The 24,663-nt window shown below is 68.8% G+C and carries 28 protein-coding genes; 8 read left to right on the top strand and 20 right to left on the bottom strand.

Annotated features, from left to right (window positions below; genetic code table 11):
* Positions 1 to 20: 20 nt before the first annotated feature.
* Both AC1Q9M_RS01400 and AC1Q9M_RS01405 read left to right on the top strand, forming a co-directional pair.
* Entirely contained in the window at positions 21 to 1,181 is a 1,161-nt protein-coding gene (locus AC1Q9M_RS01400; protein ID WP_382324461.1) for an acyl-CoA dehydrogenase family protein, read from the top strand.
* Positions 1,178 to 2,332 (top strand): CaiB/BaiF CoA transferase family protein, encoded by a 1,155-nt coding sequence (locus AC1Q9M_RS01405; RefSeq protein WP_382324459.1) that lies wholly within the window; start codon positions 1,178 to 1,180, stop codon positions 2,330 to 2,332. Before AC1Q9M_RS01400 ends, AC1Q9M_RS01405 begins: the two co-directional genes overlap by 4 nt.
* 8 nt (positions 2,333 to 2,340) lie before the next feature.
* Here the strand turns inward: AC1Q9M_RS01405 and AC1Q9M_RS01410 are convergent, their stop codons facing one another.
* Genes AC1Q9M_RS01410 through AC1Q9M_RS01435 form a run of 6 tightly spaced genes read right to left on the bottom strand, consistent with a single transcriptional unit; the run spans position 2,341 to position 6,782 of the window.
* A complete protein-coding gene (locus AC1Q9M_RS01410; RefSeq protein WP_382324457.1) occupies positions 2,341 to 2,730 on the bottom strand; it encodes a nuclear transport factor 2 family protein in 390 nt (129 codons plus the stop codon).
* Between the two features lie 54 nt (positions 2,731 to 2,784).
* Positions 2,785 to 3,507 (bottom strand): SIR2 family NAD-dependent protein deacylase, encoded by a 723-nt coding sequence (locus AC1Q9M_RS01415; protein WP_492432075.1) that lies wholly within the window; start codon positions 3,505 to 3,507, stop codon positions 2,785 to 2,787.
* A gap of 5 nt (positions 3,508 to 3,512) precedes the next feature.
* Positions 3,513 to 4,256: a 23S rRNA (guanosine(2251)-2'-O)-methyltransferase RlmB gene (gene rlmB / locus AC1Q9M_RS01420; protein ID WP_291113339.1), complete on the bottom strand. Its 744-nt coding sequence runs from the start codon at positions 4,254 to 4,256 to the stop codon at positions 3,513 to 3,515.
* A gap of 26 nt (positions 4,257 to 4,282) precedes the next feature.
* On the bottom strand, positions 4,283 to 5,707 hold the full coding sequence (locus AC1Q9M_RS01425) for an aminotransferase-like domain-containing protein (protein WP_492432077.1): 1,425 nt from the start codon (positions 5,705 to 5,707) through the stop codon (positions 4,283 to 4,285).
* 56 nt (positions 5,708 to 5,763) lie between these two features.
* On the bottom strand, positions 5,764 to 6,444 hold the full coding sequence (locus AC1Q9M_RS01430; RefSeq protein WP_444686428.1) for an LrgB family protein: 681 nt from the start codon (positions 6,442 to 6,444) through the stop codon (positions 5,764 to 5,766).
* A complete protein-coding gene (locus tag AC1Q9M_RS01435) occupies positions 6,441 to 6,782 on the bottom strand; it encodes a CidA/LrgA family protein (protein ID WP_382324455.1) in 342 nt (113 codons plus the stop codon). The genes AC1Q9M_RS01430 and AC1Q9M_RS01435 overlap by 4 nt, the downstream gene beginning before the upstream one ends.
* Before the next feature lie 210 nt (positions 6,783 to 6,992).
* On the opposite strand from AC1Q9M_RS01435, the gene AC1Q9M_RS01440 reads away from it, so the two are divergent.
* The 4 genes from AC1Q9M_RS01440 to AC1Q9M_RS01455 are packed head-to-tail and all read left to right on the top strand — an operon-like array spanning position 6,993 to position 10,057.
* Positions 6,993 to 7,685, top strand: a complete 693-nt coding sequence (locus AC1Q9M_RS01440) for an acyl-CoA dehydrogenase family protein (RefSeq protein ID WP_492432080.1) — start codon at positions 6,993 to 6,995, stop codon at positions 7,683 to 7,685.
* Positions 7,682 to 8,425: a c-type cytochrome gene (locus AC1Q9M_RS01445; RefSeq protein WP_382324451.1), complete on the top strand. Its 744-nt coding sequence runs from the start codon at positions 7,682 to 7,684 to the stop codon at positions 8,423 to 8,425. The genes AC1Q9M_RS01440 and AC1Q9M_RS01445 overlap by 4 nt, the downstream gene beginning before the upstream one ends.
* Positions 8,422 to 9,720 (top strand): c-type cytochrome, encoded by a 1,299-nt coding sequence (locus AC1Q9M_RS01450; protein ID WP_291113330.1) that lies wholly within the window; start codon positions 8,422 to 8,424, stop codon positions 9,718 to 9,720. Before AC1Q9M_RS01445 ends, AC1Q9M_RS01450 begins: the two co-directional genes overlap by 4 nt.
* Positions 9,710 to 10,057 (top strand): thioredoxin family protein, encoded by a 348-nt coding sequence (locus AC1Q9M_RS01455; RefSeq protein WP_291113328.1) that lies wholly within the window; start codon positions 9,710 to 9,712, stop codon positions 10,055 to 10,057. Before AC1Q9M_RS01450 ends, AC1Q9M_RS01455 begins: the two co-directional genes overlap by 11 nt.
* A 7-nt stretch (positions 10,058 to 10,064) precedes the next feature.
* On the opposite strand, the gene AC1Q9M_RS01460 is transcribed toward AC1Q9M_RS01455, so the two are convergent.
* A complete protein-coding gene (locus AC1Q9M_RS01460) occupies positions 10,065 to 10,751 on the bottom strand; it encodes an ABC transporter ATP-binding protein (protein WP_291113326.1) in 687 nt (228 codons plus the stop codon).
* On the opposite strand from AC1Q9M_RS01460, the gene AC1Q9M_RS01465 reads away from it, so the two are divergent.
* Entirely contained in the window at positions 10,750 to 11,430 is a 681-nt protein-coding gene (locus AC1Q9M_RS01465) for an arylesterase (protein ID WP_382324445.1), read from the top strand. The two genes, AC1Q9M_RS01460 and AC1Q9M_RS01465, sit on opposite strands and share 2 nt — an antisense overlap.
* Before the next feature lie 6 nt (positions 11,431 to 11,436).
* Positions 11,437 to 12,516 (top strand): tRNA 2-selenouridine(34) synthase MnmH, encoded by a 1,080-nt coding sequence (mnmH, locus tag AC1Q9M_RS01470; protein WP_382324444.1) that lies wholly within the window; start codon positions 11,437 to 11,439, stop codon positions 12,514 to 12,516.
* Positions 12,517 to 12,552: 36 nt separating this feature from the next.
* Here mnmH and AC1Q9M_RS01475 read toward each other — a convergent pair whose 3' ends face one another.
* The 13 genes from AC1Q9M_RS01475 to AC1Q9M_RS01535 form a co-directional block, all read right to left on the bottom strand.
* Positions 12,553 to 12,744, bottom strand: a complete 192-nt coding sequence (locus AC1Q9M_RS01475; RefSeq protein ID WP_382158405.1) for a hypothetical protein — start codon at positions 12,742 to 12,744, stop codon at positions 12,553 to 12,555.
* 34 nt (positions 12,745 to 12,778) lie between these two features.
* Positions 12,779 to 13,975: a PLP-dependent transferase gene (locus AC1Q9M_RS01480; RefSeq protein WP_492432084.1), complete on the bottom strand. Its 1,197-nt coding sequence runs from the start codon at positions 13,973 to 13,975 to the stop codon at positions 12,779 to 12,781.
* Between the two features lie 5 nt (positions 13,976 to 13,980).
* Positions 13,981 to 14,505, bottom strand: coding sequence for a phosphoribosyltransferase (locus AC1Q9M_RS01485; RefSeq protein ID WP_291113316.1), 525 nt, complete (start codon positions 14,503 to 14,505; stop codon positions 13,981 to 13,983).
* Positions 14,506 to 14,571: 66 nt separating this feature from the next.
* Positions 14,572 to 15,960 carry an adenylosuccinate synthase gene (locus AC1Q9M_RS01490; protein ID WP_382158409.1) on the bottom strand — a complete coding sequence of 463 codons (1,389 nt, stop codon included), beginning with the start codon at positions 15,958 to 15,960 and terminating at the stop codon, positions 14,572 to 14,574.
* Positions 15,957 to 17,150, bottom strand: a complete 1,194-nt coding sequence (locus tag AC1Q9M_RS01495; RefSeq protein ID WP_382324441.1) for an ATP phosphoribosyltransferase regulatory subunit — start codon at positions 17,148 to 17,150, stop codon at positions 15,957 to 15,959. The genes AC1Q9M_RS01490 and AC1Q9M_RS01495 overlap by 4 nt, the downstream gene beginning before the upstream one ends.
* Before the next feature lie 104 nt (positions 17,151 to 17,254).
* Positions 17,255 to 17,440, bottom strand: a complete 186-nt coding sequence (locus AC1Q9M_RS01500) for a DUF2065 domain-containing protein (protein ID WP_382158413.1) — start codon at positions 17,438 to 17,440, stop codon at positions 17,255 to 17,257.
* Positions 17,441 to 17,470: 30 nt separating this feature from the next.
* Positions 17,471 to 18,364, bottom strand: a complete 894-nt coding sequence (gene hflC, locus AC1Q9M_RS01505; RefSeq protein ID WP_291113308.1) for a protease modulator HflC — start codon at positions 18,362 to 18,364, stop codon at positions 17,471 to 17,473.
* 26 nt (positions 18,365 to 18,390) lie between these two features.
* Positions 18,391 to 19,704, bottom strand: a complete 1,314-nt coding sequence (hflK, locus tag AC1Q9M_RS01510; protein WP_492432088.1) for an FtsH protease activity modulator HflK — start codon at positions 19,702 to 19,704, stop codon at positions 18,391 to 18,393.
* A gap of 134 nt (positions 19,705 to 19,838) precedes the next feature.
* Positions 19,839 to 21,023: a GTPase HflX gene (gene hflX / locus AC1Q9M_RS01515; RefSeq protein ID WP_492432090.1), complete on the bottom strand. Its 1,185-nt coding sequence runs from the start codon at positions 21,021 to 21,023 to the stop codon at positions 19,839 to 19,841.
* A 79-nt stretch (positions 21,024 to 21,102) separates the two neighbouring features.
* Positions 21,103 to 21,372, bottom strand: a complete 270-nt coding sequence (hfq, locus tag AC1Q9M_RS01520; protein ID WP_084360358.1) for an RNA chaperone Hfq — start codon at positions 21,370 to 21,372, stop codon at positions 21,103 to 21,105.
* A gap of 65 nt (positions 21,373 to 21,437) precedes the next feature.
* A complete protein-coding gene (gene der / locus AC1Q9M_RS01525; RefSeq protein ID WP_291113300.1) occupies positions 21,438 to 22,772 on the bottom strand; it encodes a ribosome biogenesis GTPase Der in 1,335 nt (444 codons plus the stop codon).
* A gap of 50 nt (positions 22,773 to 22,822) precedes the next feature.
* Positions 22,823 to 23,977 carry an outer membrane protein assembly factor BamB gene (gene bamB / locus AC1Q9M_RS01530; protein WP_444686425.1) on the bottom strand — a complete coding sequence of 385 codons (1,155 nt, stop codon included), beginning with the start codon at positions 23,975 to 23,977 and terminating at the stop codon, positions 22,823 to 22,825.
* 5 nt (positions 23,978 to 23,982) lie between these two features.
* Entirely contained in the window at positions 23,983 to 24,648 is a 666-nt protein-coding gene (locus AC1Q9M_RS01535; RefSeq protein ID WP_291113297.1) for a YfgM family protein, read from the bottom strand.
* Between the last annotated feature and the right edge of the window lie 15 nt (positions 24,649 to 24,663).

Below are 24,663 nucleotides of genomic sequence, written 5' to 3' on the forward strand. Positions count from 1 at the left end.
CTTTTCACGGGCACACCACCATGACGACAGCGACCTATCCCGACCTCGCCAGCCTTCGCGAACGGCTCAACGCCTACCTGAACGAAGAGCTGATCCCCTTCGAAAAATCGGCCGGCATCGCCTACGAGGACAAGCTCTCGAGAGACTTCGCCAAGACCATCTGGAAGCGCTCGCGCGAACTCGGATTTTATGGGCTGCAGTTGCCGCCGGAGCTGGGCGGCCTGGGTCTGAGCGTGCGCGATCTGGCCATCCTCAAGGCCGACGTGGCGGCCTCGGGCGCCGTGCTCTTCCCTCACGTCCTGGGTGACTGGGGCGGCCCCTCGCGCATCGGCAACCTCGTGAAGTACGCCTCGCCCTACCAGCTGGAGCACTACATGCTGCCGGTGGCGCGCGGCGAAAAAGGCGCCTGTTTCGCGATGACGGAAACCCAGTCCGGCTCCGACGCCGCCAGCATCCAGACCCGCGCCGTGCGCGACGGCGACGACTACATCATCACGGGGCACAAGCACTACATCACCGCGTCCGCGTTCGCCGACTTCGCCGTGGTGATGTGCGTGACCGACCCGGACGCCGGCGCCCAGGGCATCTCGGCCATCCTGGTCGACCTCGACGCACTCGGCGTCTCGCTCACCTACGACTACCTGCCGATGACGGGCCAGCATGTCGATGCCGACATCCATTTCGACCAGGTGCGGGTGCCGCGCGCCAACCTGATCGGTGAAGAAGGCGGTGGTTTCAAGATCGCGATGGCGCGCGTCAACGTCAACCGCCTGCTGCACTGCCCCAACATGATCGGCCTGGCGCGCCTGTGCCTGCGCCTCTCGCTCGAATACGCCCAGCAACGCCGCCAGTTCGGCGGCCCCATCAGCCGCTTCCAGGCCATCCAGCACATGCTCGCCGACATGGCGACCGGGCTGTACGCCTGCGAAGGCATGGTGCTGGCCGCGGCACAGAAGGCCGACGAAGGCGGCGACGTGCGCATGGAGGGCGCGATGTGCAAGCTCTTCGTGTCGGAGAAGTGTTTCGAGATCGCCGACAAGGCGGTGCAGATCCACGGCAACGTGGGCGTCACCAAGAACCACCCGGTGGAGTTCGCCTTTCGCCGGCTGCGGCTGTACCGCATCCTCACCGGCACCAGCGAGATCCAGCGCAACACCATCGCGAAAGCGATCCTGGCATGAACACCGCTGTCCCTCCCACCTGCCTGACGGGCCAGGTCGTGCTCGACCTCGGCCAGCTCCACCCGGGCCCTCACACCGCCATGTTGCTGCAGCAACTGGGCGCCACCGTCATCAAGGTCGAGCGCCCGCAGGGCGGCGATTCGGGCCGCGCGCTGGGTGCCGACACCTTCGCCAAGTACAACCGGGGCAAGCTCTCCATCGCGCTGGACCTGAAAAATGCGGATGACCAGGCCGTGCTCAAGGGCCTGGCGCGGCGCAGCCAAGCCTTGATCGAAGGGTTTCGCCCCGGCGTGATGGACCGCCTGGGCGTGGGCTATGAGGCCTTGCGCGAAATGAACCCGGCCCTGGTGCTGTGCTCGATCTCGGGCTTCGGCCAGACCGGCCCCTATGCGCAGCGCGCGGGGCACGACCTGAACTACCTGGCGCTGGCCGGCTACTGGGCCGTGCCCTCGCAGGTGGACAACCACACCGGGCGGCCCAACGTGCGCCTGTCGGACTACTGCGGTTCGATGTACGCGGCCTTGTCGCTGGTGGTGGCCATGATGACGGCGCGCCTGAGCGGCCAGGGCCAGCACCTGGACGTGTCGCTGCACGACGCCATGACCGCCTGGACCATCCCAGGCATCGACAGCATGGTGCGCAAAACCGGCAAGGACATCGAGAAGATGGGCCATGTGATGCCCGACAACGACCTCTTCGCCACCGCGGACGGCCGCTTCATCGCGCTCGGCATCCTGGAGGAGAAGTTCTGGGACAACCTGCGCGACGCCCTGGCGCCGGACTGCCCTGCCCTGGGCGCCGCGGACTTTGCCTCGAGGCCCGACAGGCTTCGCCACAAACGCCGACTCAACGGCCTGTTGAAAGCGCTCTTCGCCACGAAGACCCTGGGGCAGTGGGCGGAACAGTTCGGCACCCGCGACATCCCCTGGTCACCGGTGCTGGCATACGACGAGCTGCTGGACGATCCGCACGTCGTGGCGCGCGGCGTGTCGCGCCCCTGCGACGATGGTGGCAGCCGCGTCGTGGACTTCCCTGTGAAATTCTCCGGCGGCATTGCGCCGCACAGCGGCCCGGCACCGGTGCTCGACGGCCACAGAGATCAGGTGCTGCGCTGGCTGGCAACGGGAGACCTCGCCGAGCTCGCCCCTTGAGGCCCGGCCTACTGGTTCGCCTGCAGCATCGCCGCCATCTTCTGGTGGATCAGGTTGATGGCCTTGAGCGGGCGGATCATGACCTTGAAATCGGTGATGCGGCCCTCGTCGTTCCAGCGGATCATGTCCACGCCGTTGACGGTGATGCCGTCGATCTCCACCTGGAACTCCAGCACCGCGTCGCGCGGCCCGACGACCTCGCGCACGTAGCGGAACGAGGCATTGAAGAAAACCTGGAACGCCGCCGCGAGGTACTGCGTCGTCACCGCCTTGCCGGCCTGCGGCGTGTGCACGACCGGCGAATGGAACACCACCTCATCGGCCAGCAGCTCGCGCAGGCCTCTGGCGTTGCGGGTCTGCACCAGGTTGTGCCATGTGTCGAGGACGGGGTGGGTCATGGGTCGTCTCCTGTGCGGGTGAGGTGGGAGGGGTGAACGACAGCGTAACCCGGTTCAGGCCAGCAAGGCCGGCAGGCACGCCGCCGCCGTCTCCCGCAGACAGGTCTCGGCCACCACGTCCAGCGGGGTCGGCTCGGGGTTGACGATGACCACCCGCGCGCCGCTCTGGTGGGCCGTGAAGGCCAGGCCCGCCGCCGGGTAGACCTCGCCGGAGGTGCCCACGACCAGCATCAGGTCGCAGTGGCGCGCGGCGTGTTCGGCGGCTTCGAGCGCATCGGCCGGCAGGTTTTCACCGAACCAGACCACGGCCGGGCGCCGCAGGTTGCCGCACACCGGGCAGCGCGGCGGATGGCCGGCCTGGATGGCGTCGGGCTGGCAGCAGGCGCGCGGCGCATCGAGCCAGCGGTCTTCGGCGATGCTGCCGTGCAGGGCCAGGGCGTCGGTGTTCCCGGCGCGCTGGTGCAGTCCGTCCACGTTCTGGGTGATCAGGGTCAGGCGCCCCGGGTGCTGCCGCGCGAAAGCCGCCAGCGCCGCGTGGCCCGCGTTGGGCAACACGGCGCGGATCATCTCGCGGCGGTGCGCGTACCAGTCCCACACGCGCTGCGGGTGGGTCCGGAAGGCCGACTCGGTGGCGAGTTCCTGCGGATCGAAATGCGCCCACAGGCCGGTCTGCGCGTCGCGAAAGGTGGGCACACCGGATTCGGCGCTCATGCCCGCGCCGGTGAGCACGGCGATGTGGCGCGCGTCCCGAACCCAGCCGCGCACCGTGTCCCGCATGGTGTTCAGCTGCGCTGGCGCAGGGCTTCGTAGAGGCACACGCCGCTGGCCACCGAGACGTTCAGGCTCTCGACGGCGCCGGCCATGGGGATGCTCACCAGCTCGTCGCAGGTCTTGCGCGTGAGCTGGCGCATGCCCGCGCCTTCGGCGCCGAGCACGAGCGCCACCGGGCCCTTGAGGTCGACTTGGTAGAGCGTCTTGGGTGCGTCGTCGCTGGTGCCGATGACCCAGATGTTGCGTTCCTTGAGCTCACCCAGCGTGCGCGCGAGGTTGGTGACCATGAAGTACGGCATGGTCTCGGCCGCGCCGCTGGCCACCTTGGCCACGGTGGCGTTGATGCCGGCCGCGTGGTCCTTGGGCGCGATCACGGCGTGCGCGCCGGCCCCGTCGGCCACGCGAAGGCAGGCACCCAGGTTGTGCGGGTCGGTGATGCCGTCGAGCACCAGCAGCAGCGGCGGGATGCCGGTGGGCTCGAGCTGTTCGAGCAGGTCGTCGAGCGAACGCACCTGCGCCACGGCTTCCACACGCGCGGCCACGCCCTGGTGCCCATGGCTGCCGGCCAGCTTGGCGATGCGCAGGCCGTCGGCCTCGATCAGCCGGGCGTTGGCTTCGCGCGCCTTGTCCAGGAACTGGCGCATGCGCGCGTCGCGCCGGGTCGGCTCGTAGTAGATCTCGATGATGGATTGCGGCGCGGTTTTCAGGCGCACACCCACGGCGTGAAAGCCGAACAGCACTTTGGGGGAAGACATCCGGGGATTATCGACGCTGGCCGTCCTCAGGCGGTTTGCGCCAGCTCGCCCAGCAGGCGCAGCGCCGCATCGAAACGGGGATCGCCGGGGTGGCCGACGTTGAGCCGCAGGTGGTGCTTGAAGCGCCGGTCGGCTGAAAACAGCACACCCGGCGCGGTGCTGATGTTGCGTTCTCGCGCGCGGTGGTGCAGCGCGAGCGCGTCCACCGTGGGCGGCAGCTCCAGCCAGAGAAAGTAGCCGCCCAGCGGGCGCGTGACGCGCGTGCCGGCCGGAAAGTGGCGCTCCACCAGGCGCAGCGCGTGCTGCTGCTGGCCCGCGAGCGCCTCGCGCAAGCGGCGCAGGTGGCGGTCGTAGCCGCCCTGCGCGAGGTAGTCCACCAGCGCGAGCTGGGGCGGGATGGCGGTGGCCAGCGAGCTCGACATCTTCAGTCGCTCCACCGCCCCGGCGTAGCGCCCGGCCGCGGCCCAGCCCACGCGGTAGCCCGGCGCGAGGCACTTGGAAAACGACGAGCAATGCAGCACACCGCCTTCGCGGTCGAAGGCCTTGGCCGGCGGCGGGCGGCGCGCCCCGGCGTGCAGCTCGCCGTACACGTCGTCCTCGATCAGCGGCACGCGGTGGCGCGCCAGCAGGGCCACCAGCGCCTGCTTGCGCTCGGGGGGCATCAGCGCGCCCAGCGGATTCTGGAAGCTGGGCATGAACCAGCATGCCGCCACCGACTGGCGCTCCAGCAGCGCGGCCAGGGCGTCCAGGTCCACGCCTTCGCGCGGATCGGTGGCGACCTCCACCGCCTTGAGGTGCAGGCGCTCGAGCGCCTGCAGCGCGGCGTAGAAGGTGGGTGACTCCACCACCACCACGTCGCCGGGCTGGGTCACCGCCTGCAGGCACAGGTTGAGCGCTTCCATGGCGCCATTGGTGATGACCAGTTCGTCCTCGGCCAGCGGCACGCCGTGCAGCGCGTAGCGCCGCCGCACCGCCTGGCGCAGGCCCACGTCGCCCGCGGTCAGCGCGCCGGTGATGCGGGCCGCCGGCAGCCGGCGCATGGCGCGCGCGCCGCTGCGCGCCAGCGCGTCGAAGGGGAACAGGTGCGGCGCCGGAAAGGCCGAGCCCAGCGGCACCACGTCGGCGTCGCGCGTGGAGCCCAGCAGCTCGAACACCAGTTCGCTGATGGCCACCGGCGTGGCCTCGCCACTGGGCCGTGCGGCCTGCGGTGCGGAGCGCGCGGGGCGGCGCGTCGCGCGCACGAAGAAGCCCGACCGGGCCCGCGCCTCCACCAGCCCCTGCGACTCCAGCTGCCCATAGGCCTGGAACACGGTGGACGGGCTCACGCCGCGCTGCTCGCAGGTCTGGCGCACCGAGGGCAGGCGCTCGCCGGGGCGCAGCAGGCCGGCGCGGATGCCATCGGCGATTTCTTCGGCCAGTTGCTGGTAGCGGGTGAGGCGGGCGCCACTCATCGGATCGGCATCGTGAAGGGGGTCGGCCGATCTTAGCGGCCGCATCGTCGGGTCTGTCACAACCAGCGCGCCAGCAGCGCGATCACCAGTGCGGTGCACACGCCGTTCAGGCCCATCGCCAGCGCGGCGAAGGCCACGCTGCCGGGGTGCGTCTGCAGGGCGCGCGCGGTGCCGATGGCGTGCGCCACCAGGCCCAGCGCGAAGCTGCGCGTGGTCGCATCGTCCAGCCGCAGCAACCGCAGCACCGGGCCCGCGAACAGGGTGCCCAACACGCCGGTGGCCACCACGGCCAGGGCCGCGACCGCGGGCAGACCGCCGGCCCGCTCCGCCGCCTGCATGGCGATCGGCATGGTCGCGGCCTTGGGAGCGATCGACAGCGCAAAAGGCATCGGCGAGCCCAGGCCCTGGGCCAGCAGCAGCGTGCCCAGCACCGAGGCCAGGCACCCGGCCAGCAAGGCGCCCAGCAGCGGCAGCGCCATGCGCCGCAACAGCGCAGCCTGCTGGTACAGCGGCACGGCCAGCGCGATGATGGCCGGCCCGGTGAGCCAGCGCAGCAGGCGGGTGCCCTCGGCGTAAACGGGATAGCCCGTGCCCGCCAGCGCCAGCGCGCCCAGCACCAGGGCCGTGCCAGTGAGCACCGGCAGACACAGCAGGTGGTGGCCGCTGCGCCGGTACAGCCACAGCGCCGCCGCGTAGGCCGCGAGCGTCACCAGCGTCCAGAGCACGGCCGCGCTCACGGTTGCCGCCGGCGCATCAGCCGGTGCAGGGTCCAGCCGGTGACAGCAAGGGTGCACGCCGTCACCAGCGTGGCCGCCAGCGCGAACAGCGCCGCGTGCTGCCACAGCAGGTGGCCGTACAGCCCGACGGCCGCGACCGAGGGGATCAGGAACAGCATCAGGTGGCGCAGCAGCGGCGCGGTGACCTCGTCCAGGCCGCGCGGCACGCCACCGCGCAGCGCCAGCAGGCCCAGCAGCATCAGCAAGCCCAGCAACGAACCGGGCAAGGGCCAACCCAGCAAGGCCACCAGGGCGTCGCCCAGCCACTGCAGGCCGGCCAGCAGCGCAGCGGCGGCCACACACCCAGCCACGCGCCTGGCGCGCGGCCCAAGATCATCAGGGAATGGGAACATCATCGGGCCAGTATCGCCCGGTGCGCCGCATCTGCCACGGCTCAGATGCGGCGCAATGCAAGCGGATCAGAACAGATCAGCAGGCGCTTCTGATCTGGTATTTTTTCAATAAAACTGCATCTTGCGAATCAGATGAGCCTGGGCCACGATGGCGGCATGTCCCTGGAACCCACGAAACCACCACCGGCCCCACCCGGCCTCGACGCGCTGCGCGAGGTGGTGGACAGCGGCCTGCTGCGCTGCGGCGTGCCCGCCCACCTGGGCGGTGCGGGCGAAGGGCTGGCCGCGCTGGCGGCCGGCGCGGCCGAACTGGCGCGGCACGACCCGGCCGCGGCCTGGCTGCTGTGGGCCCAGCGCCTGGCCATCGAGGCGCTGCTCCAGTCACCCAACGTCGCCCTGCGCGAGCACTGGCTGGCCGACTTCCTGAGCGGCGAGCGGGCGGCCACCGTGGCCCCTTCGTTCGACGCGCTGTACGCGCACGACACCGGCCGGGGCTGGCTGCTGCGCGGTGAACTCCAACCGGTGCCCAACCTGCAGTGGGCCGGCTTCTCCCTGATCGCGCCGGTGCGCCTGAACGGCCCGGTGGACCACTGGGTGCTGCTGCGCAGCGAGGAAGACGGCCTGTCGGTCGTGCCCGATACTGGCGCAAACTGGCCCGGGAAAGCCCTCGCCGGCACGCTGCGCCTCGAACACGTGTTCTTCCGCGAAGACGAATGGCTGTTCGGCCCCGACCTGCCCCAGCGCCTGGCCCCCGTGGCGGCGGCGCTGGCCCCGGGCCTGCCCTGCCCGACCGACTGGAACCGAACCGCCCTGTCCACGCTCTCACCCTCAACGTTCCCCACGACATGACCCTGTTCTCCCGCTTGACCTTGCCACCGCACTGGCGCCCCTCCCTGCTGCTCGCCCTGGCCTGCGTGGGGCTCCCGGCCGCCGCGCAGCCACCCACCTTCGAAGACACCATGGCCCAGCGCATGGTGGCCTGCACCGCCTGCCACGGCAACCAGGGCCGCGCCGCGCCCGATGGCTACTACCCGCGCCTGGCGGGCAAGCCGGCGGGCTACCTCTACAACCAGTTGCTGCATTTCCGCGATGGCCGGCGCACCTACCGCCTCATGACACAGATGGTGGACCCGCTGAGCGACGCCTACCTGCTGGAGATCGCCGAGCACTTCGCCGCCATGGACGTGCCCTACCCCGCGCCGGCCAAGGCGGAAGCCACGCCGCAGGAACTGCAGCGCGGTGAACAGCTGGCCCTGCATGGCGATGCCGCGCGCCGCCTGCCCGCCTGCGTCGCCTGCCACGGTGCGGCCCTCACCGGCGTGCAGCCCGCCACGCCCGGCCTGCTGGGGCTACCGCGCGACTACCTCAACGCGCAGCTCGGCGCCTGGCGCACCGGCCAGCGCAAGGCCCACGCGCCCGACTGCATGGCCGACATCGCCCAGCGCCTGGACATCCGCGACATCGCGGCCGTGAGCGCCTGGCTCTCCACCCAGCGCCTGCCGGCGAACACCCACGCCGTGGCGCCCGGTGCTGCGCCCCTGCCCCTGCAATGCGGCAGTGCCATGCCGCCCAAGGGAGGCCGCCCATGAGCCGCATCGCCTTGCGCGCGTTCGCCGTGCTGCTGCTGATCGGCGTGGCCGTGGTGGCCTGGCTCGCCTGGCCTGCGCAGCCCATCGCCGTGCCGCCCGCCACCGTGGCCGCCGACCTGCGCGATCCGAACACCATCGAGCGGGGTCGCTACCTCTCGGTGCTGGGCAACTGCCAGGCCTGCCACACCCCCCGCGGCGGCGAGCCGTTCGCCGGCGGTTATGCCCTGCCCACGCCGTTCGGCACCGTGTACGGCAGCAACCTCACCCCCAGCGAGAGTGGCCTGGGCCCCTGGAGCGCCGACGACTTCTGGCGCGCCATGCACCACGGCCAGGGCCCGGACGGCCGCTGGCTCAACCCGGCCTTCCCGTACAACAACACCACCCAGGTCACGCGCGAAGACAGCGACGCGCTCTACGCCTACTTCCGCAGCCTGCCCCCGGTGGACGCGCCGGTGCCGCCGCACGACATCCGCTGGCCCTACAACACGCAGCTCGCGCTCAAGGCCTGGCGCACGCTGTACTTCAAGGCCGGCCCCGAGGAGCCGCCGACCTCGGCCGCGCGCGCACCCGAGATGCTGCGCGGCGCCTACCTCGTCAACGGCCTGGGCCATTGCAGCGCCTGCCATGTGCCGCGCGATGCGCTGGGCGGCCAGGGCGACATGCTCGGTCTCTCCGGCGGGCTGATCCCCATGCAACGCTGGTACGCCCCCTCGCTGCTCGATCCGGCGGAGGCCGGGTTGCAGGACTGGTCCGTCGACGAGATCGTCGCCCTGTTCAAGGACGGCCGCGCCCGCGACGCGCTGGTCTCCGGCCCCATGGCCGAGGTGGTGCAGCACAGCACACAGCATTGGGCACCGGCCGATCTGCGGGCCATGGCCAGCTACCTCCAGCAGTTGCCCAAGCCGCCCGCGTCGCGCAGCGAGAAGCCGCCCGCCGCCGACAGCCGCGCGCTCAGCGTGGGTGGCAAGCGCTACGAGCAGCATTGCGCCCAATGCCACGGCAACCAGGGCGAAGGCATCACCAGCCAGGGCACCACGGCCTACCCGGCCCTGGCCGGCAACCGCGCGGTGACCATGGCCTCCCCCGCCAACCTGGTGCAGATCGTCCTCAACGGCGGCTTCGGCCCGGCCACCGAGGGTCATCCGCGCCCCTTCGGCATGCCCCCGTTCGTGCTGCAGCTCAACGACCAGGAACTGGCCGACGTACTGACCTATGTGCGCACCCAATGGGGCAACCAGGCACCGCCGGTCAGCGCGCTGGACGTGCAGCAGCTCAGGGGACCGCTTGGCCGCTGAACCCCTCCATGTCGTCAGCCTGTGCGCCCAGTGGTGCGGCACCTGCCGCGACTGGAAACCGGTGATCGACGAGACGGCCAGCAGCCTCCCGCACCTGCGCTGGCGCTGGCTGGACATCGAAGACGAGGCCACGCTGCTCGGCGACCTCGACGTGGAAACCCTGCCCACGGTCCTGGTGGGCCGGGGCGATCGGGTGCTGTTCTTCGGGCCGGTGCTGCCCCGGGTGGAGCTGCTGACGCGCCTGCTGGAAACCCTGAGTGAGCCGGAACACCCGGCCGCACAGGTCGACGACGAAGTCGCCGAACTCTGGCAGCGGCTGCGCCCGGCCTCCCCCTGAAGGCGCCTCAGGCCGCTTCGGCCTCGGCGGCCACCTGGCCGGCTTCGATGGTGATGCGACGCTCGCAGCGCTGGGCGATGGCGCGGTCGTGCGTCACGAGCACCAGCGTGGTGCCCTGCTCGCGGTTGAGCTCGAACATGAGTTCCATGATCCGGGCGCCGGTGGCGAAATCCAGGCTGCCGGTGGGCTCGTCGGCCAGCAGCACCGAGGGCTGCACCACGAAGGCGCGCGCCAGGGCCACGCGCTGCTGTTCACCGCCCGAGAGCACCTTGGGGTAGCTCGACAGGCGCTCGCCCAGGCCCACCCGCTGCAGCATCTGGGTGGCGGTGGCACGCGCATCGCGCTGGCCGGCCAGTTCCAGCGGCAGCATCACGTTCTCCAGCGCGGTGAGGTTGCCCAGCAGCTGGAAGCTCTGGAACACGAAACCGACCTTCTGCGCGCGCAGCGCGGCACGCTGGTCTTCGTCCAGGGCGAACAAATCGACGCCGTCGATGTGAACTGTGCCGCTGCTGGGCGTGTCCAAACCCGCAACGATCGACAGCAGCGTGCTCTTGCCCGACCCGGACGCGCCCACGATGGCGGCGGTTTCCCCCTTGTTCAGGGTGAAATCGATATCGCGCAGAATCGTCAGGGAGCCGGTGGAGTCGGTCACGGACTTGAACACATGCTGGACCGCAATCATCACATCGGACATGGAAGGACTTCTCAAGTTGAAACGCCGTCACTTTAACGTGCTGGCCAGCGCGCTGTGCGCCCTGGCCGCCGCGGGGTCTTCTGGCTTCACCCATGCTCAGGCCACCGCTTCCGCCGATCCGCTCATCCTCGTGGTGGGAGATTCGCTCAGCGCCGAATACGGCCTCAAGCGCGGTACCGGCTGGGTGGCCCTGCTGGATGAGCGTCTGAAACAGGAAAAAGTTCGCGCCCGTGTGGTCAACGCCAGCATCAGCGGCGACACCACCTCGGGCGGGCGCTCGCGCATCGCCCCCCTGCTCAAGCAGCACCAGCCCGCCCTGGTGGTGATCGAACTGGGCGGCAACGACGCCTTGCGCGGCCTGCCGCTGAACATGACGCGCGACAACATCGCGACCATGGCCCGCCTCTCGCGCGAGGCCGGTGCCAAGGTGCTGCTGCTGGGCATGGAGATGCCGCCCAATTACGGCGCGAAGTACGGGCAGGAATTCCGGGAGGTGTTCACCACCGTCGCCAAGGCCGAAAAGACCGCGCTCGTGCCCTTCTTCCTCAAGGGCGTGGCCGACACCAAAGACCCCACCGCGCTGTTCCAGGCCGACCGCATCCACCCCAACGAATCTGCCCAGGCCACGATGCGCGACAACGTCTGGCCCGAACTGCGCAAGCTGCTCGCCGCCCGATAATCGGGCATGCCCGTCCACATCCTGAGCGCCGCCGAGGCGATGGCCCGCCTCGCCGATTTCGACACCCTCATCGACGCGCGCACCGAAGACGAGTACGCGCTCGACCACGTGCCCGGCGCGGTGAACTGGCCCACGCTGAACAACCAGCAGCGCATCGACATCGGCACGATGTACAAGCAGGTCAACCCCTTCGAGGCCAAGAAGCGCGGCGCGGCGCTGTCGGCGCGCAACATCGCGGCCCACATCGAACGCGAGGTGATCGACAAGCCCAAGGGCTGGAAGCCGCTGGCCTACTGCTGGCGCGGCGGCAACCGCAGCGGCGCGCTCGCAACCATCCTGGGCGCGATCGGCTTTCGCGTGACGTTGATCGAAGGCGGCTACAAGGCCTGGCGCGCCGCGCTGGTGGAAGCGCTGCCTGTCCTGGCCCAGGGCCTGTCGTACCGCGTGGTCTGCGGCCCCACCGGCAGCGGCAAGACGCGCCTGCTGCATGCCCTGGCCGCCCAGGGCGCTCAGGTGCTCGACCTCGAGGCCCTGGCCAGCCACCGCAGCTCGGTGCTGGGCCACATCCCCGGCCAGCCGCAACCCAGCCAGAAGCGCTTCGACTCCCTGGTCTGGGCGGCCCTGCGGGGCTTCGACCCGGGCCGGGTGGTGTACGTCGAGAGCGAGAGCAAAAAGGTGGGCAATGTGCGCGTGAACGAAGCGCTGATCGACGCCATGCGCGCCAGCCCCTGCATCGACCTGCGCCTGGGCGACGAGGAGCGGGTGGCCCTGCTGCTGGAGGACTACGACTTCTTCGTGAAGGACCCGGCGGCGTTCTGCGAACGCCTGGAGGCGCTCACGGAACTGCGGGGCAAGCAAGTGGTGTCGGGCTGGACGGGGAAGGTGCGTGCGGGCCACACACCGGAGGTGGTGCTGGAACTGCTCACCGGCCACTACGACCCGATGTACGCCCAGTCGATCGCGCGCAATTTCACGCGGTTTGCGCAGGCCCGGCCGCTGGTGCTGCGGGACCGGTCGCCCGACGCCCTGGCGCAGGCGGCGCGGACGCTGATGGCCGACGAGGCCACAGCCACCCACCCGGCCTGAGCGCCCAAGCGCCGGCCGACGTGGGAACCAGCGGGCTCAGTCGGCCGCGCTGTCGCCGCCCGCCGGTGCGTCACCGGGCGCGTCAGGCGATCCGGCACCCGGCTCTTCGGGCGCATCGGTGTCCTGGTGCTGGCGACCAGCGGCCTTGGCTTTGAGCTTTTCCTCTTTCTTTTTCTTCTTGGCGAGCTCGCGCTGGCGCTTTTCGTATCCGTAATTGGGAGTGGCCAAGTCAGTCTTTCAGGTCGGTGGAAAAGGGGGAGGGTCAGGGGTTCAATGCGGTCAAGGCCTGCGCCAGGTCGGCGCGGAGGTCGTGCACGGATTCCAGGCCCACGGCAAAGCGTACCAGACCGCCCGCGTGGGGCCAGCCCTGGCTGCGGCTGGAGCCGATCTCATAAGGCGCGCACAGGCTGATCGGGCCGGCCCAGCTCCAGCCCAGCTTGAACAGGCGCAGGCTGTCGCAGAACGCGTCGATGCGCGCCTGGGAAATGGAGGCGTCGAACACCGCGCTGAACAGACAGGCCGCGGCGGTCGCATCGCGTTGCCAGGTGGCGTGGCCGGGCGAGCCCGGCAGCGCCGGGTGCAGCACCTGCACCACGCCAGCCTGACCCTGCATCCAGGTGGCGAGTTCGCGAGTGCTGGCGTCCTGGGCGTGGTAACGCAGCGCCATGCTGGACAGGCCGCGCAAGACCAATTCGGCGTCGTTCACGCCAATGTTCAACCCCAGGCGCATGTGCGTGAGCAAGACCTGGCGGTGCAGCGCCAGATCGCGCGTGACGACCGAGCCCATGAGCACGTCGGCACCGCCGCTGGGGTACTTGGTGAGGGCCTGCACCGAGATGTCCACGCCCAGATCAAACGGCGCGAAGGCGATGCCGGCGCCCCAGGTGTTGTCGAGCGCGGTGACGACGGGGCGCTGGTCGGCGCCGCGCTGGGCGTTGACCTCGCGCACCCGGGCCACCAGGGCCGGCAGATCGGGAAATTCCAGCGTGACCGAACCGGGCGCCTCCAGCCAGACCAGGCGCGTGGCCGGGCCGATCTTGCGCGCGAGATCGGCCGGGTCCATGGCATCGAAATAGCGGTGCGTGATGCCCCAGGCCGCGAGCTCGACCGAAGCAAAGGACTTGCCCGGTCCGTAGGCGTTGTCGGGAATCAGCACCTCATCGCCCTGGCGCAGCAGGGCCATGTCCACCAGCGACACCGCCGCCAGGCCGCTGGGCGCGAGCACGCAATGCAGACCACCTTCGATGGTGGCGATGCGCTCTTCCAGCGTGAAGGTGGTCGGCGTGCCGTGCAGGCCGTAGGTGTAGCCGCTCTTGTCTTTCCAGTCGGTCGTGCGCAGGGCCTCGACGTTGGGAAAGAACACGGTGGACGCCTTGTACACCCCCGGGGCCACCCCCTCGAAGCCCTCGGGGGGTTTGTAGGGGTGGTGGATCAGGCGGGTGGACAGGTCGTCACGCATTCAGGTCAGAGCTTCCACTTTTCGAGGAGTTGCGCGGGACGCAGGCTGTCGTAGCCTTCGAAAGGCTGGTGGATCCACGGGTTCGTGGGCAGGAACTCCACCGAGTAGTCGGCCGTGAAGGTCGAGAGCTGCTTGGTCCAGATCACGGCGCTGCGCATCTCGGTGATCGGCTTGTAGTTGTTCTTGAGCAGGTCGATGACCGCCTTGAGCGTGTGGCCCGAGTCGGCGAGGTCGTCCACCAGCAGCACCTTGCCCGCGATCTCGCCCTTGGGCGTGGTGATGTAGCGCGCGATGTCCAGGTTACCCTGCTCGGTGCCGGCGGCGGCGCGGTAGGAGCTGGTGGACATGATTGCCAGCGGCTTGTCGAAGATGCGCGAGAGGATGTCGCCCGGTCGCATGCCGCCCCGTGCCAGGCACAGGATGGTGTCGAACTCCCAGCCCGACTGGTAGACCTTGAGCGCGAGCTTCTCGATCAGGTTGTGGTACTCGTCGTAGGAGACGTAGAGGTGTTTGCCGTCTTCGGTCAGCATGCGGGCTCCGGATGGGGATGTCGATGGGAATTTTGCACGAAGGGCCGCACCCGGCCCCCGGTGGTTTCACCCATGGTAGGGGTTGTGCACCAGGATGGTGTGGTCGCGGTCCGGGCTGGTGGAGACGATGTGGATCGGCACCCCGGTGGTCTGCGCGATGCGCGTGAGGTAGCGCTGGGCGTTGACCGGCAGGTCTTCATACCGCGTGGCACCCACCGACGATTCGCTCCATCCGGGCAGCGTTTCGTAGATGGGCTTGCAGCGCGCGATGTCTTCCGCGCTCATCGGCAGGATGTCGATGACCTGGCCATCCAGCTCGTAGCCGGTGCACAGCTGAAGCTCCTTGAGCCCGTCCAGCACGTCGAGCTTGGTGATGCACAGCCCCGAAAGGCCATTGACCTGGGCCGAGCGCTTGAGCAGCGCGGCATCGAACCAGCCACAGCGGCGGCTGCGGCCCGTGGTCACGCCCTTCTCGGCCCCCACGGTGGCCATGTGCCAGCCGGGTGTGCCTTCCTTTTCCCATTCCAGTTCGGTGGGGAACGGGCCACCGCCCACACGGGTGCAGTACGCCTTGGTGATGCCCAGCACGTAGTGCAACAGGCCCGGACCCACGCCCGAACCGGCGGCGGCGTTGCCGGCCACGCAGTTGCTGGAGGTGACGAAGGGATAGGTGCCGTGGTCGATGTCGAGCAGCGTGCCTTGCGCGCCTTCGAACAGCAGGTTGGCACCGGCCTGATGCGCCTCGTTGAGTTCGCGCGAGACGTCGGCGATCATGGGCTTGAGCAGTTCGGCCTGCTGCATGGCCTCGGTGTACACCGCGTCGAACTGGATCGCGCCGTCCTTCATGTACGAGGCGATCTTGTCGTCCCAGGCCATGTCGGCGGAATGCAGGTAGGTGGTGAGCACGTGGTTGTGCAGGTCCAGCAACTCGCGCAGCTTGGCTGCGAAACGATCGGGGTACTTCAGGTCCTGCACGCGCAGCGCACGGCGCGCGATCTTGTCTTCGTAGGCCGGCCCGATGCCACGGCCGGTGGTGCCGATCTTCTCGGTGCCGGCCTTCACCTTGGCGGCTTCGCGCGCGATGTCGATCGCGGCGTGGAACGGCAGGATCAGCGGACAGCCTTCGCTCACGCGCAGGCGCGAGCGCACCTCGACACCGGCTTTCTCCAGGCCGGCAATTTCCTCGAACAGCTTGCCCACCGAAAGCACCACGCCGTTGCCGATGTAGCACTTCACGCCGGCGCGCATGATGCCGCTGGGGATCAGGTGCAGCGCCGTCTTCACGCCGTTGATGACCAGCGTGTGGCCCGCGTTGTGCCCACCCTGGAAGCGCACCACGCCCGTGGCGGTCTCGGTCAGCCAGTCGACCAGCTTGCCCTTGCCTTCGTCACCCCACTGGGTGCCCACCACCACGACGTTGCGCCCGGGGGTCACGGCGCTGCTGCTGTTCTTCATTTGCTGGTTTCCGTTTGAAGGGTTTGTACTGTCCAGGCGCCGCGACGGGCCGCATCGGGCACCAGTTCGCGGTCGCAGTGAAATTCATCGACCTGGTGGTCGTGGCCTGGCAAGGCACACACCACGGTGTGGCCCTGCGCGCGCAGTTCGGCAATGGCCTGGCGCAGGCCGGCGTCCATGCCCCAGGGTGCGCGGATGGCCGCCACCAGAGGACGCGGCGCCACCGCCGCCACCAGTTCCTTGAGGTCCAGGCTGAAGCCCACCGCGGGGCGGTTGCGGCCGAACACGGCGCCCACCTCGTCGTAGCGGCCGCCCCGTGCCAGTTCGAGCGTCTGCCCTGCCCGGCCTTCCGGCGTGTGGGCAAAGAGCGCGAAACGCATGCCGGTGTAGTAGGCGTAACCGCGGAGGTCGGCCAGGTCGATCGACACGTCCATGCCCTGCGCGTGCGAGGCCAGCCAGCGCAGGCTGTCCAGCGCGGCGTGCAGGGCCGCAGATGGTTGCAGGATGCGCTGCGCCTCGTCGAGCACCGCCATACCACCGAACAGGCGCGGCAGCGCGACCAGATCGCGGCGCACGGCGGCCGGCAGGTCGCGCGCGAGCACCTCGAGTTCGGCCACGTCCTTGGCGTTGAGCGCGGCGTGGATGCGGGCTTCCTGCGCGGCAGTGAGCGACACCGGTGCGAGCACGGCATCGATCACGCGCACGTCGGCCATGTCCAGTTGCAGGCCTTTCACGCCAGCATTTCGCAGGCAGGCCTGCGCGAGTTCGATGATCTCCAGGTCGGCCTCCTGGCCGGCGTGGCCGTAGATCTCGGCCCCGAACTGCAGCGGCTCACGGCTGGCCAGCGGGCGGTCGATGCGGGTGTGCACCACCGGGCCGCAGTAGCTCAGGCGGGCCACGCCCTGGCGGTTGAGCAGGTGGGCGTCGATGCGGGCGACCTGCGGCGTGCTGTCCGCGCGCAAACCCAGGGTGCGGCCGGAGAGCTGATCGACCAGCTTGAAGGTCTGCAGACCGAGGGCTTCACCGGTGCCGGTGAGCAAGGACTCCAGGTGCTCCAGCAGCGGCGGCATGACCAGCTCGTAGCCGTAGCCCCGGGCCGTGTCCAACAAGCCCCTGCGAAGTTCTTCGATGTGACGGGCCTCGGAAGGCAGGACATCGGCAATGTGATCCGGGAGGACCCAGGCAGACATGGATATTTTCAGGCGCTGTTAAAAACGTGATTCTACCGGCCCCCCGGGAGCTACTCCGGCGGGTATCGCTCAGCGCGGGGAGGCGCTGGAAAAGAAGCGCGGGGTCAGGTCAGCGACCACCAGAGCAGCACGCCGCTGCCCAGGCAGATCAGGCCGAAGAAGCGCAACTGCCCGTCGCGCAGGCTCAGCATGTCGGTGAAGACGCGGCGCCACAGTTTGGGCGCCAGCAGGGGCAGCAGCCCCTCGAAGATCAGCACCAGGGCCAGCGCTGGCCAGATCGCGTCGGACATGTCGTGCCCCGGCCTGTCAGCGCTCTAGGCTCATCGAGCCGGCGCCACGTTGCTGCTGCGCATGCCCTTGAAGAAGTCGGACGAAGGGTCGACCACCAGCACATCGGACTTGCTGGCGAAGCTCGACTTGTACGCTTCCAGGCTGCGGTAGAACTGGGCGAATGCCGGATCGCGGCCGAAGGCATCGGAGAACGAGGCCGCGGCCTTGGCGTCGCCCGCGCCCTTGATCGCCTGCGCGTCGCGGTAGGCCTCGGAGACGATCACCTCGCGCTGGCGGTCGGCATCGGCACGGATCTTTTCGCCTTCGGCAAAGCCGGTGGAGCGCAGCTCGTTCGCAACACGCTTGCGTTCAGCTTCCATGCGCTGGTAGACCGAGGCGGTGATGCTCTCGGCGTAATCGACGCGCGTGATGCGCACGTCGACCACGTCCATGCCCCAGGGTTTGTCGGCGCCGCGCACGGCCGCCAGCACTTCACGCTTGACGTCGGCCATGAGCTGCTCGCGCCGGGTCGACAGCAGTTCGTTCACCGTGCGCTTGTTGACTTCCTGCTGGAAGGAGTTGCGCACCACGCGGTTGAGCTGCAGCGCGCCGGCGCGCTCGTTCACGCCGACGTTGCGGATGTACTCCTGCGGCTCGCTGATGCGCCAACGCACATACCAGTCGATCACCACACGCTGCTTCTCGGCGGTGAGCGTCGGCTCGGTGTCGGTGCTCTCCAGGGTGAGCAGGCGCTTGTCGATGTAGGACACGTTCTGGAACGGCGGCGGCAGCTTGAAGTTCAGGCCAGGTTCGGTGACGACCTGCTTGATCTGACCCAGCTGGAAGACCACGCCGAACTGGCGCTGGTCCACCACGAACAGCATGGAACTGGCGATCGCCAGAACCACGATGAAGGATGTGATGATGAAACCGAGTTTGTTCATGTTGTTTCTCTGGTCGCTGGCGCTGTTCAGCGGCTCTCGCGCTCGCGCGAACGCGCGGCGTTGTCCGTGCTGCGGCTGGTGGGCACCGGGATCGTGCTCTGCGTGGGCGCGCTGGGCTGGGTGCTGCTGCTGGGCGTGGACGCGGGCTGTCCCGTCATCTGCATGATCTTGTCCAGCGGCAGGTACAGCAGGTTGGAGCCCGACTTGGAATCCACCAGCACCTTGGTCACGTTGCTGTAGATCTCCTGCATGGCGTCGGTGTACATGCGTTCGCGGGTCACCTGCGGCGCCTTCTGGTACTCGGTCAACACCGCGCGGAAGCGCTGCGAATCACCCTCGGCCTGCGCCACGATGCGGGCGCGGTAGCCTTCGGCCTCTTCGGTCAGGCGCGAGGCCGCACCACGGGCACGCGGCACCACGTCGTTCGCGTAGGCCTGGGCCTCGTTCTTGGCGCGTTCGCGCTCCTGGCCGGCCTTGAGCACGTCGTCGAAGGATGCCTGTACCTGCTCGGGCGGGCGCACCCCGCCCTGCTGCAGGTTGATGCCCACGACCTCGATGCCGACCTTGTAGCGGTCGAGAATGCTCTGCATCAGCGTGCGCACGCGCGGGGCGATCTGATCGCGCTCCTCGGCGAGCGCGGCATCCATCTTCATCTTGCCGACCACCTCACGCACCGCGGTTTCCGCGACCTTCACGACGGCTGCGTCAGGGTCCCGGCTCTCGAACAGGAAGGCGCGGGCGTCGTTCAGGCGGTACTGCACCGCGAACTTGATCTCCACGATGTTTTCGTCTTCGGTGAGCATGGCCGATTCGCGCAGGCCGGTGGCGGGCACCACGTTGTCACGGCCCACGTCCACCGAGCGGATCTGCGTGACGAACACGGTTTCGTGGCGCTGGATCGGGTACGGCAGGCGCCAGTTGAAGCCGGCGCCCACGGAGCTGTGGTACTTGCCGAACTGGGTGATCACGGCCTGCTGACCTTCCTGCACGATGAAGAAGCCCGTGCCCATCCAGATGAGCAAGGCCACGCCGGCGATGAGGCCGAAGCCGATGCCGGTGGCCTTGGGGTTCGGGTTGAAGCCCTGCATGCCGCCGTTGCCGCCGGAACCATTGCCACCACCCTGGTTGCCGCCCCGGCCCTTGTTGCCGAGCAAGCCACCGAGCTTGCGGTTGAAATCGCGCCAGAGTTCGTCCAGGTCCGGCGGGCCCTGGTTCGGGCCTTGGCCGCGCGGGGGTTGGCGCTGCGGGTTGCGATCCTCGTCGCGGCCCGGCTCCTGGCCGCCGTCGTTGCGGGGCTCGTCGTCACCCCGGCCCCAACGGGGGTCGTTCAGATTGAACATGCCCCACAGCCCTTGCCAACCACGGCGGCGGACAGGGCGGGTCGCTCGATCAGCGCCGCGGGCAGGGGTTTGCAGATTCACATCCATGGGTTGCCAACTCTTTTGTCGATTCAAAACCATCACATTGTGCCCAATCAGGACACGGGTTCGCCGATTTCCGGGAGCGCCCCGGGAAGCAAGGGGTCAGACCCCGGCTTTTGCGCGATCACGTGTGCCGCCAACAAGGCCCGCAACTCGGGCAGGCCCACGCCGGTGCGCGCACTGACGAAGATTCGAGGGACCGACTGGCCTTCCAGTTCCATCGCATCGCTCAAAACATTCGGCACCGTGGCTGGGTCCATCGCATCGAGCTTGTTGAACAGCAGGATCTGAGGCACCTGATCGGCACCGATGTCCTTGAGCACGCCGAGCACCGAGGCGATCTGCTCAGGGTGGGACGGGTTGGAGGCATCGACGACGTGCAGCAGCAGGTCGGCGTCGGCGGCCTCCTGCAGCGTGGCGGCAAAGGCGTCGACCAGGCCGTGCGGCAGGTCGCGGATGAAACCCACGGTGTCCGAGAGCGAGACCGAGCGCCCTGCTTCGCCGAGGTAGAGCTGGCGCGTGGTGGTGTCCAGCGTGGCGAAGAGCTGGTCGGCCGCGTAGGCGCGCGCCTTGACCAGACCGTTGAACAGCGAGGACTTGCCGGCGTTGGTGTAGCCCACGAGCGAGATCGAGAAGGTGTCGCGGCGCTCGCGCTGACGGCGCTGCGTGGAGCGCTGCTTCTTCACCTTTTCGAGCCGCTCCTTGGTGCGCTTGATGGCCTCGCCGATCATGCGGCGGTCCAGTTCGATCTGCGTTTCACCCGGGCCACCGCGCATACCGATGCCCCCGCTTTGCCGCTCCAGGTGCGACCAGCGCCGCACCAGGCGCGTCGACAGGTACTGCAGTCGAGCCAGTTCGACCTGCAGCTTGCCTTCGTGGCTGCGCGCCCGCTGGGCAAAGATTTCCAGAATCAACAGGGTGCGGTCATTGACCGGCAGACCCAGGTGGCGCTCCAGGTTGCGCTGCTGCGCCGGGCTTAGCGACTGGTCGAACAGCACCTCGGAAGCACCGGTGGACTGCGCCAGCATCTTGATCTCGTCGGCCTTGCCCGAACCCACGAACAAGGCGGGGTCGGGCGCGCGGCGCTTGCAGCTGACGCGCTCGGCCACGGTGTACCCCGCGGTCTGGGCCAGCAGGCCCAGCTCCTCGAGTCCAGCGTCGAAATGAGGCACACCAAAGTCCACGCCAACCAGGATGACGGAGGGCGTGGAGGATGGGGTGGAAGCGGGTGAATTCAAGTCGGTAGAGCGACAACGCGCACGGCGTTGCGGGCCCGGCAGGTCGGCTGCACGGGCCGGATGCGATTCAGGCGCTGAATCAGGACGCTGCCGGCTCGTCCGTGCCGACGGCCGAGAACTGCACCGGACGACCCGGCACGATGGTGGAAATGGCGTGTTTGTAGACCATCTGCGTGACCGTGTTGCGCAGCAACACGACGTATTGGTCGAACGACTCGATCTGACCCTGCAATTTGATGCCGTTGACCAGATAGATCGACACGGGCACATGCTCCCGGCGAAGCTGGTTCAGGAAAGGGTCTTGCAAGAGCTGGCCTTTGTTATTGCTCACGATATGCTCCGTGTTCAATGAAAGTTAATGAGGAATGGACCATACCACAGCCGTGCGGCCGGACCGAGGTTGAGTCGAAATTCCTACTCCTTGAAGGGATTGGCCGAGGTCTTGAACTCGATTCGCAGGGGGGTGCCGACCAGATCGAAGGCCTTGCGGAAGCGCCCTTCGAGGAAGCGCTTGTACGCGTCCGGCACGTTTTCCAGGGAGTTGCCGTGGATCACGATCACCGGGGGGTTCATGCCGCCTTGGTGGGCGTAACGCATCTTGGGCCGGAACATGCCGCTGCGGGTCGGCGCCTGGAAGGCCACCGCCTCCATCAGCAGGCGGGTCAGCACCGGGGTTGACATTTTCCGCATGGCGGAAGCGTGGGCCTGGGTGATGGACTTCCAGACCGGGCCCAGGCCCTGGCGCTTCTGGGCGGAAATCAGGTGCAGCGAGGCGAACTTCAGGAAAGCAAGCCGGGTTTCAACCTGGCGCTCGATCTGCTCGCGCTGGTAGGCGTCCACCGCGTCCCACTTGTTGATCGCGAGCACCACGGCGCGGCCGCTCTCCAGGATGTAGCCGGCGATGTGGGCATCCTGGTCGGTCACGCCCTGCGTGGCGTCCAGCAGCAGCAGAACCACGTGGGCGTTTTCGATCGCCTGAAGGGTCTTGACCACCGAGAACTTCTCGATCGCCTCGAACACGCGGCCCTTGCGGCGGATCCCGGCGGTGTCGATCAGCTCGAACTTCTGGCCCGAGCGCTCGAACGGCACGGAAATGGCATCGCGCGTGGTGCCCGGCAGATCGAAGGCAACCAGGCGTTCCTCGCCCAGCCAGGCGTTGATGAGGGTGGACTTGCCCACATTGGGACGGCCCGCCACGGCCAGGCGGATCACCCCGGTCTCGACCTCGGGCTCCTCCTCGTCCTCCGGCGGCAGGCCGGGGATGAGCTCCAGGGCGCCGTCGAGCATGGAGCGAACGCCCTGCCCGTGCGCACCGGACACCGCCATCACCTCACCCAGCCCGAGTTCGTAGAACTCGACCAGTTGCAGGCCTTGCGTCATGCCTTCGGCCTTGTTGGCCACCAGCAGCGTGGGCTTGCCCAGGCGGCGCAGGTAGCCTGCGATCTCGTGGTCCTGGGCGCTGATGCCAGCGCGGGCATCGACCACGAAGATCACCACATCGGACTCGGCCACGGCCTGCCGCGTCTGCTTGGCCATCTCTTTGTAGATGCCTTCGCTGGCCTCGGGTTCGAAGCCGCCGGTATCGATGACGATGTACTCGCGCCGGCCCTGACGGCCGTTGCCGTAGTGGCGGTCCCGGGTGAGGCCGGCAAAGTCGGCCACGATGGCGTCGCGTGAACTCGTCAGGCGGTTGAACAGGGTGGACTTGCCCACATTGGGCCGGCCCACCAGGGCGATGACGGGTTTCACGGAAAGAGCTTTCGTTCAGGCGGTCACGAACACGGTGTTCGTGGCGGGCATTACTGGGGACGCCAGGCGAACACGCCGCCGTTGCGTGTCTGCACCACCAGCGCATCGCCAGCGAGCACCGGCGGGGCCAGGATGGGCGAGCCGTCGGTGGTCAGGCGGGTCATTTCGCTGCCGTCTTCGCGGGAGATCAGGTGCACGAGGCCACGGCTGTCGGCCACCGCCACCACACGGCCCAGGGCCAGCGGTGCGGTCAGGCCACGGTATTTCAGGCGGTCGATGCTCCAGGCGGGCTCGCCGGTGGCGCGCTGCCAGGCCTGGAAGCGGCCATCGCTCTCGCTGCCGAAAACCAGGCGGTCGTCGCCGTGCACACCCGTTGTGCCTTGCGCGGCGCGCGTCCACACCACGGTGCCTCGGCTCGCGTCCACGCAGCCCACGGCGGCCGAATAGGCCCGCGCGCAGACGCTGTTGCGGATGCGGCTGACCGGCCCCACGATGTCGACCAGGCGCTCGACTTCGTTGGTGCCTCGGGACGTGGCCACCGGTGCCTCCCAGCGCACGGATCCGTTGTCGGGGTTGAGACCCGTGAGGCGTCCCGCCAGGCCCACCACCAGGGTATCGCCCACCGCCAGCAGCGCGCCTGTCTGGCTCAGCACCAGAGGTTCTGCGGGACGGCTCTGGCTCCACAGCCGGGCGCCAGTCTTGCCATCGAAAGCCGTGACCACGCGATCGGCCGTGAGAACGAACACCCGCTCGCCCGCCACGAGGGGGGCGGTGAACGAGCGCGCGGGCAGGCGCACGCGCCAGCGCTCGGCCCCATCGGCGATGGCCACCAACTGGTTGTTGCGGGTCACGACGGCAGCGGTCTGGCCATCGGCACCCACCCCGGCGGCGATCGGCGTGCCCAGATTCAGGCGCCAGACATCCTTGCCGGTGGCGGCATCCAGTGCGGCCACGTTGCCCGCACCGCCGGCGACGAAAACGCGTCCGCCCGCCACGAGCGGCGCCAGCGAGGCATGGCCTTCGCCGACCTGGGCCGACCACACGAGCTGGGTGCCCATCAGGGCGGCCACAGCGGGCAGCTCGGCCGGCTGCGGCTTCTTCGAACTCGAGCCACAGGCCGACAGCAAGGCGACGGCGACCAGCCCGATGACGGGCAAGGCCCGGCGCCAGGGCGCCGTGGATGAACGGGGTGTGCAGGTGACCATGGATTTCAACGTGCGGTGGAAGACAGGCTGGCGGTGTCCACGCCCAGGGCGGCGAGCTTCACCTCGACCAGCCGGCGGTACTCGGTGCGCGCGCCCAGGGCCTGCCAGGCGCTCTGATATTGCGCCTTGGCTTCATCGGCCTTGCCCTGGGCCATGAAGACATCGCCACGGCGGTCGGCCACCAGGGGTTCGAAAGACTTGGGCACGGACGCTTCCAGCGTCTTGAGGGCCTGATCGAAGGCCTTGCCTTCCACGTCCAGCGCGGCCAGGCGCAAGCGCGCCACGGCCTGGTAGGAAGCGTCGCCGGATTTCTCGACCACCCAGGTCAGTGCGGCACGGGCCTTGTCGACCTGACCGGCTTCGAACAGGGTTTTGCCCGCCAGCAGCGCCGCCTGGCTGGCGAAGGTGGTGCCACCGAACTGGGCCTGCATGTCGGCCAGGGCGCGTTCCACGCGCTCGTTGTCGCGCGCCAGCACCGCGCGGTCGACTTCGTCGTACAGCGCGGCGGCTTTCACGCCCTGCGTGCGCTGCCAGTAGTTCCAGCCGTTCCAGGCCGCGAACGAACCGAAGACGACGATCAACACCCAGCTGATGAGGTTGCCGTACTGGGCCCAGAAGTGCTTGATCTGATCGATCTGTTCCTGTTCTTCGAGGTCGAGGTGTTTGGCCATGGTGGATGCAGGTCT

The sequence above is a fragment of the Hydrogenophaga sp. GW823-FHT04C09 genome (assembly GCF_058796355.1).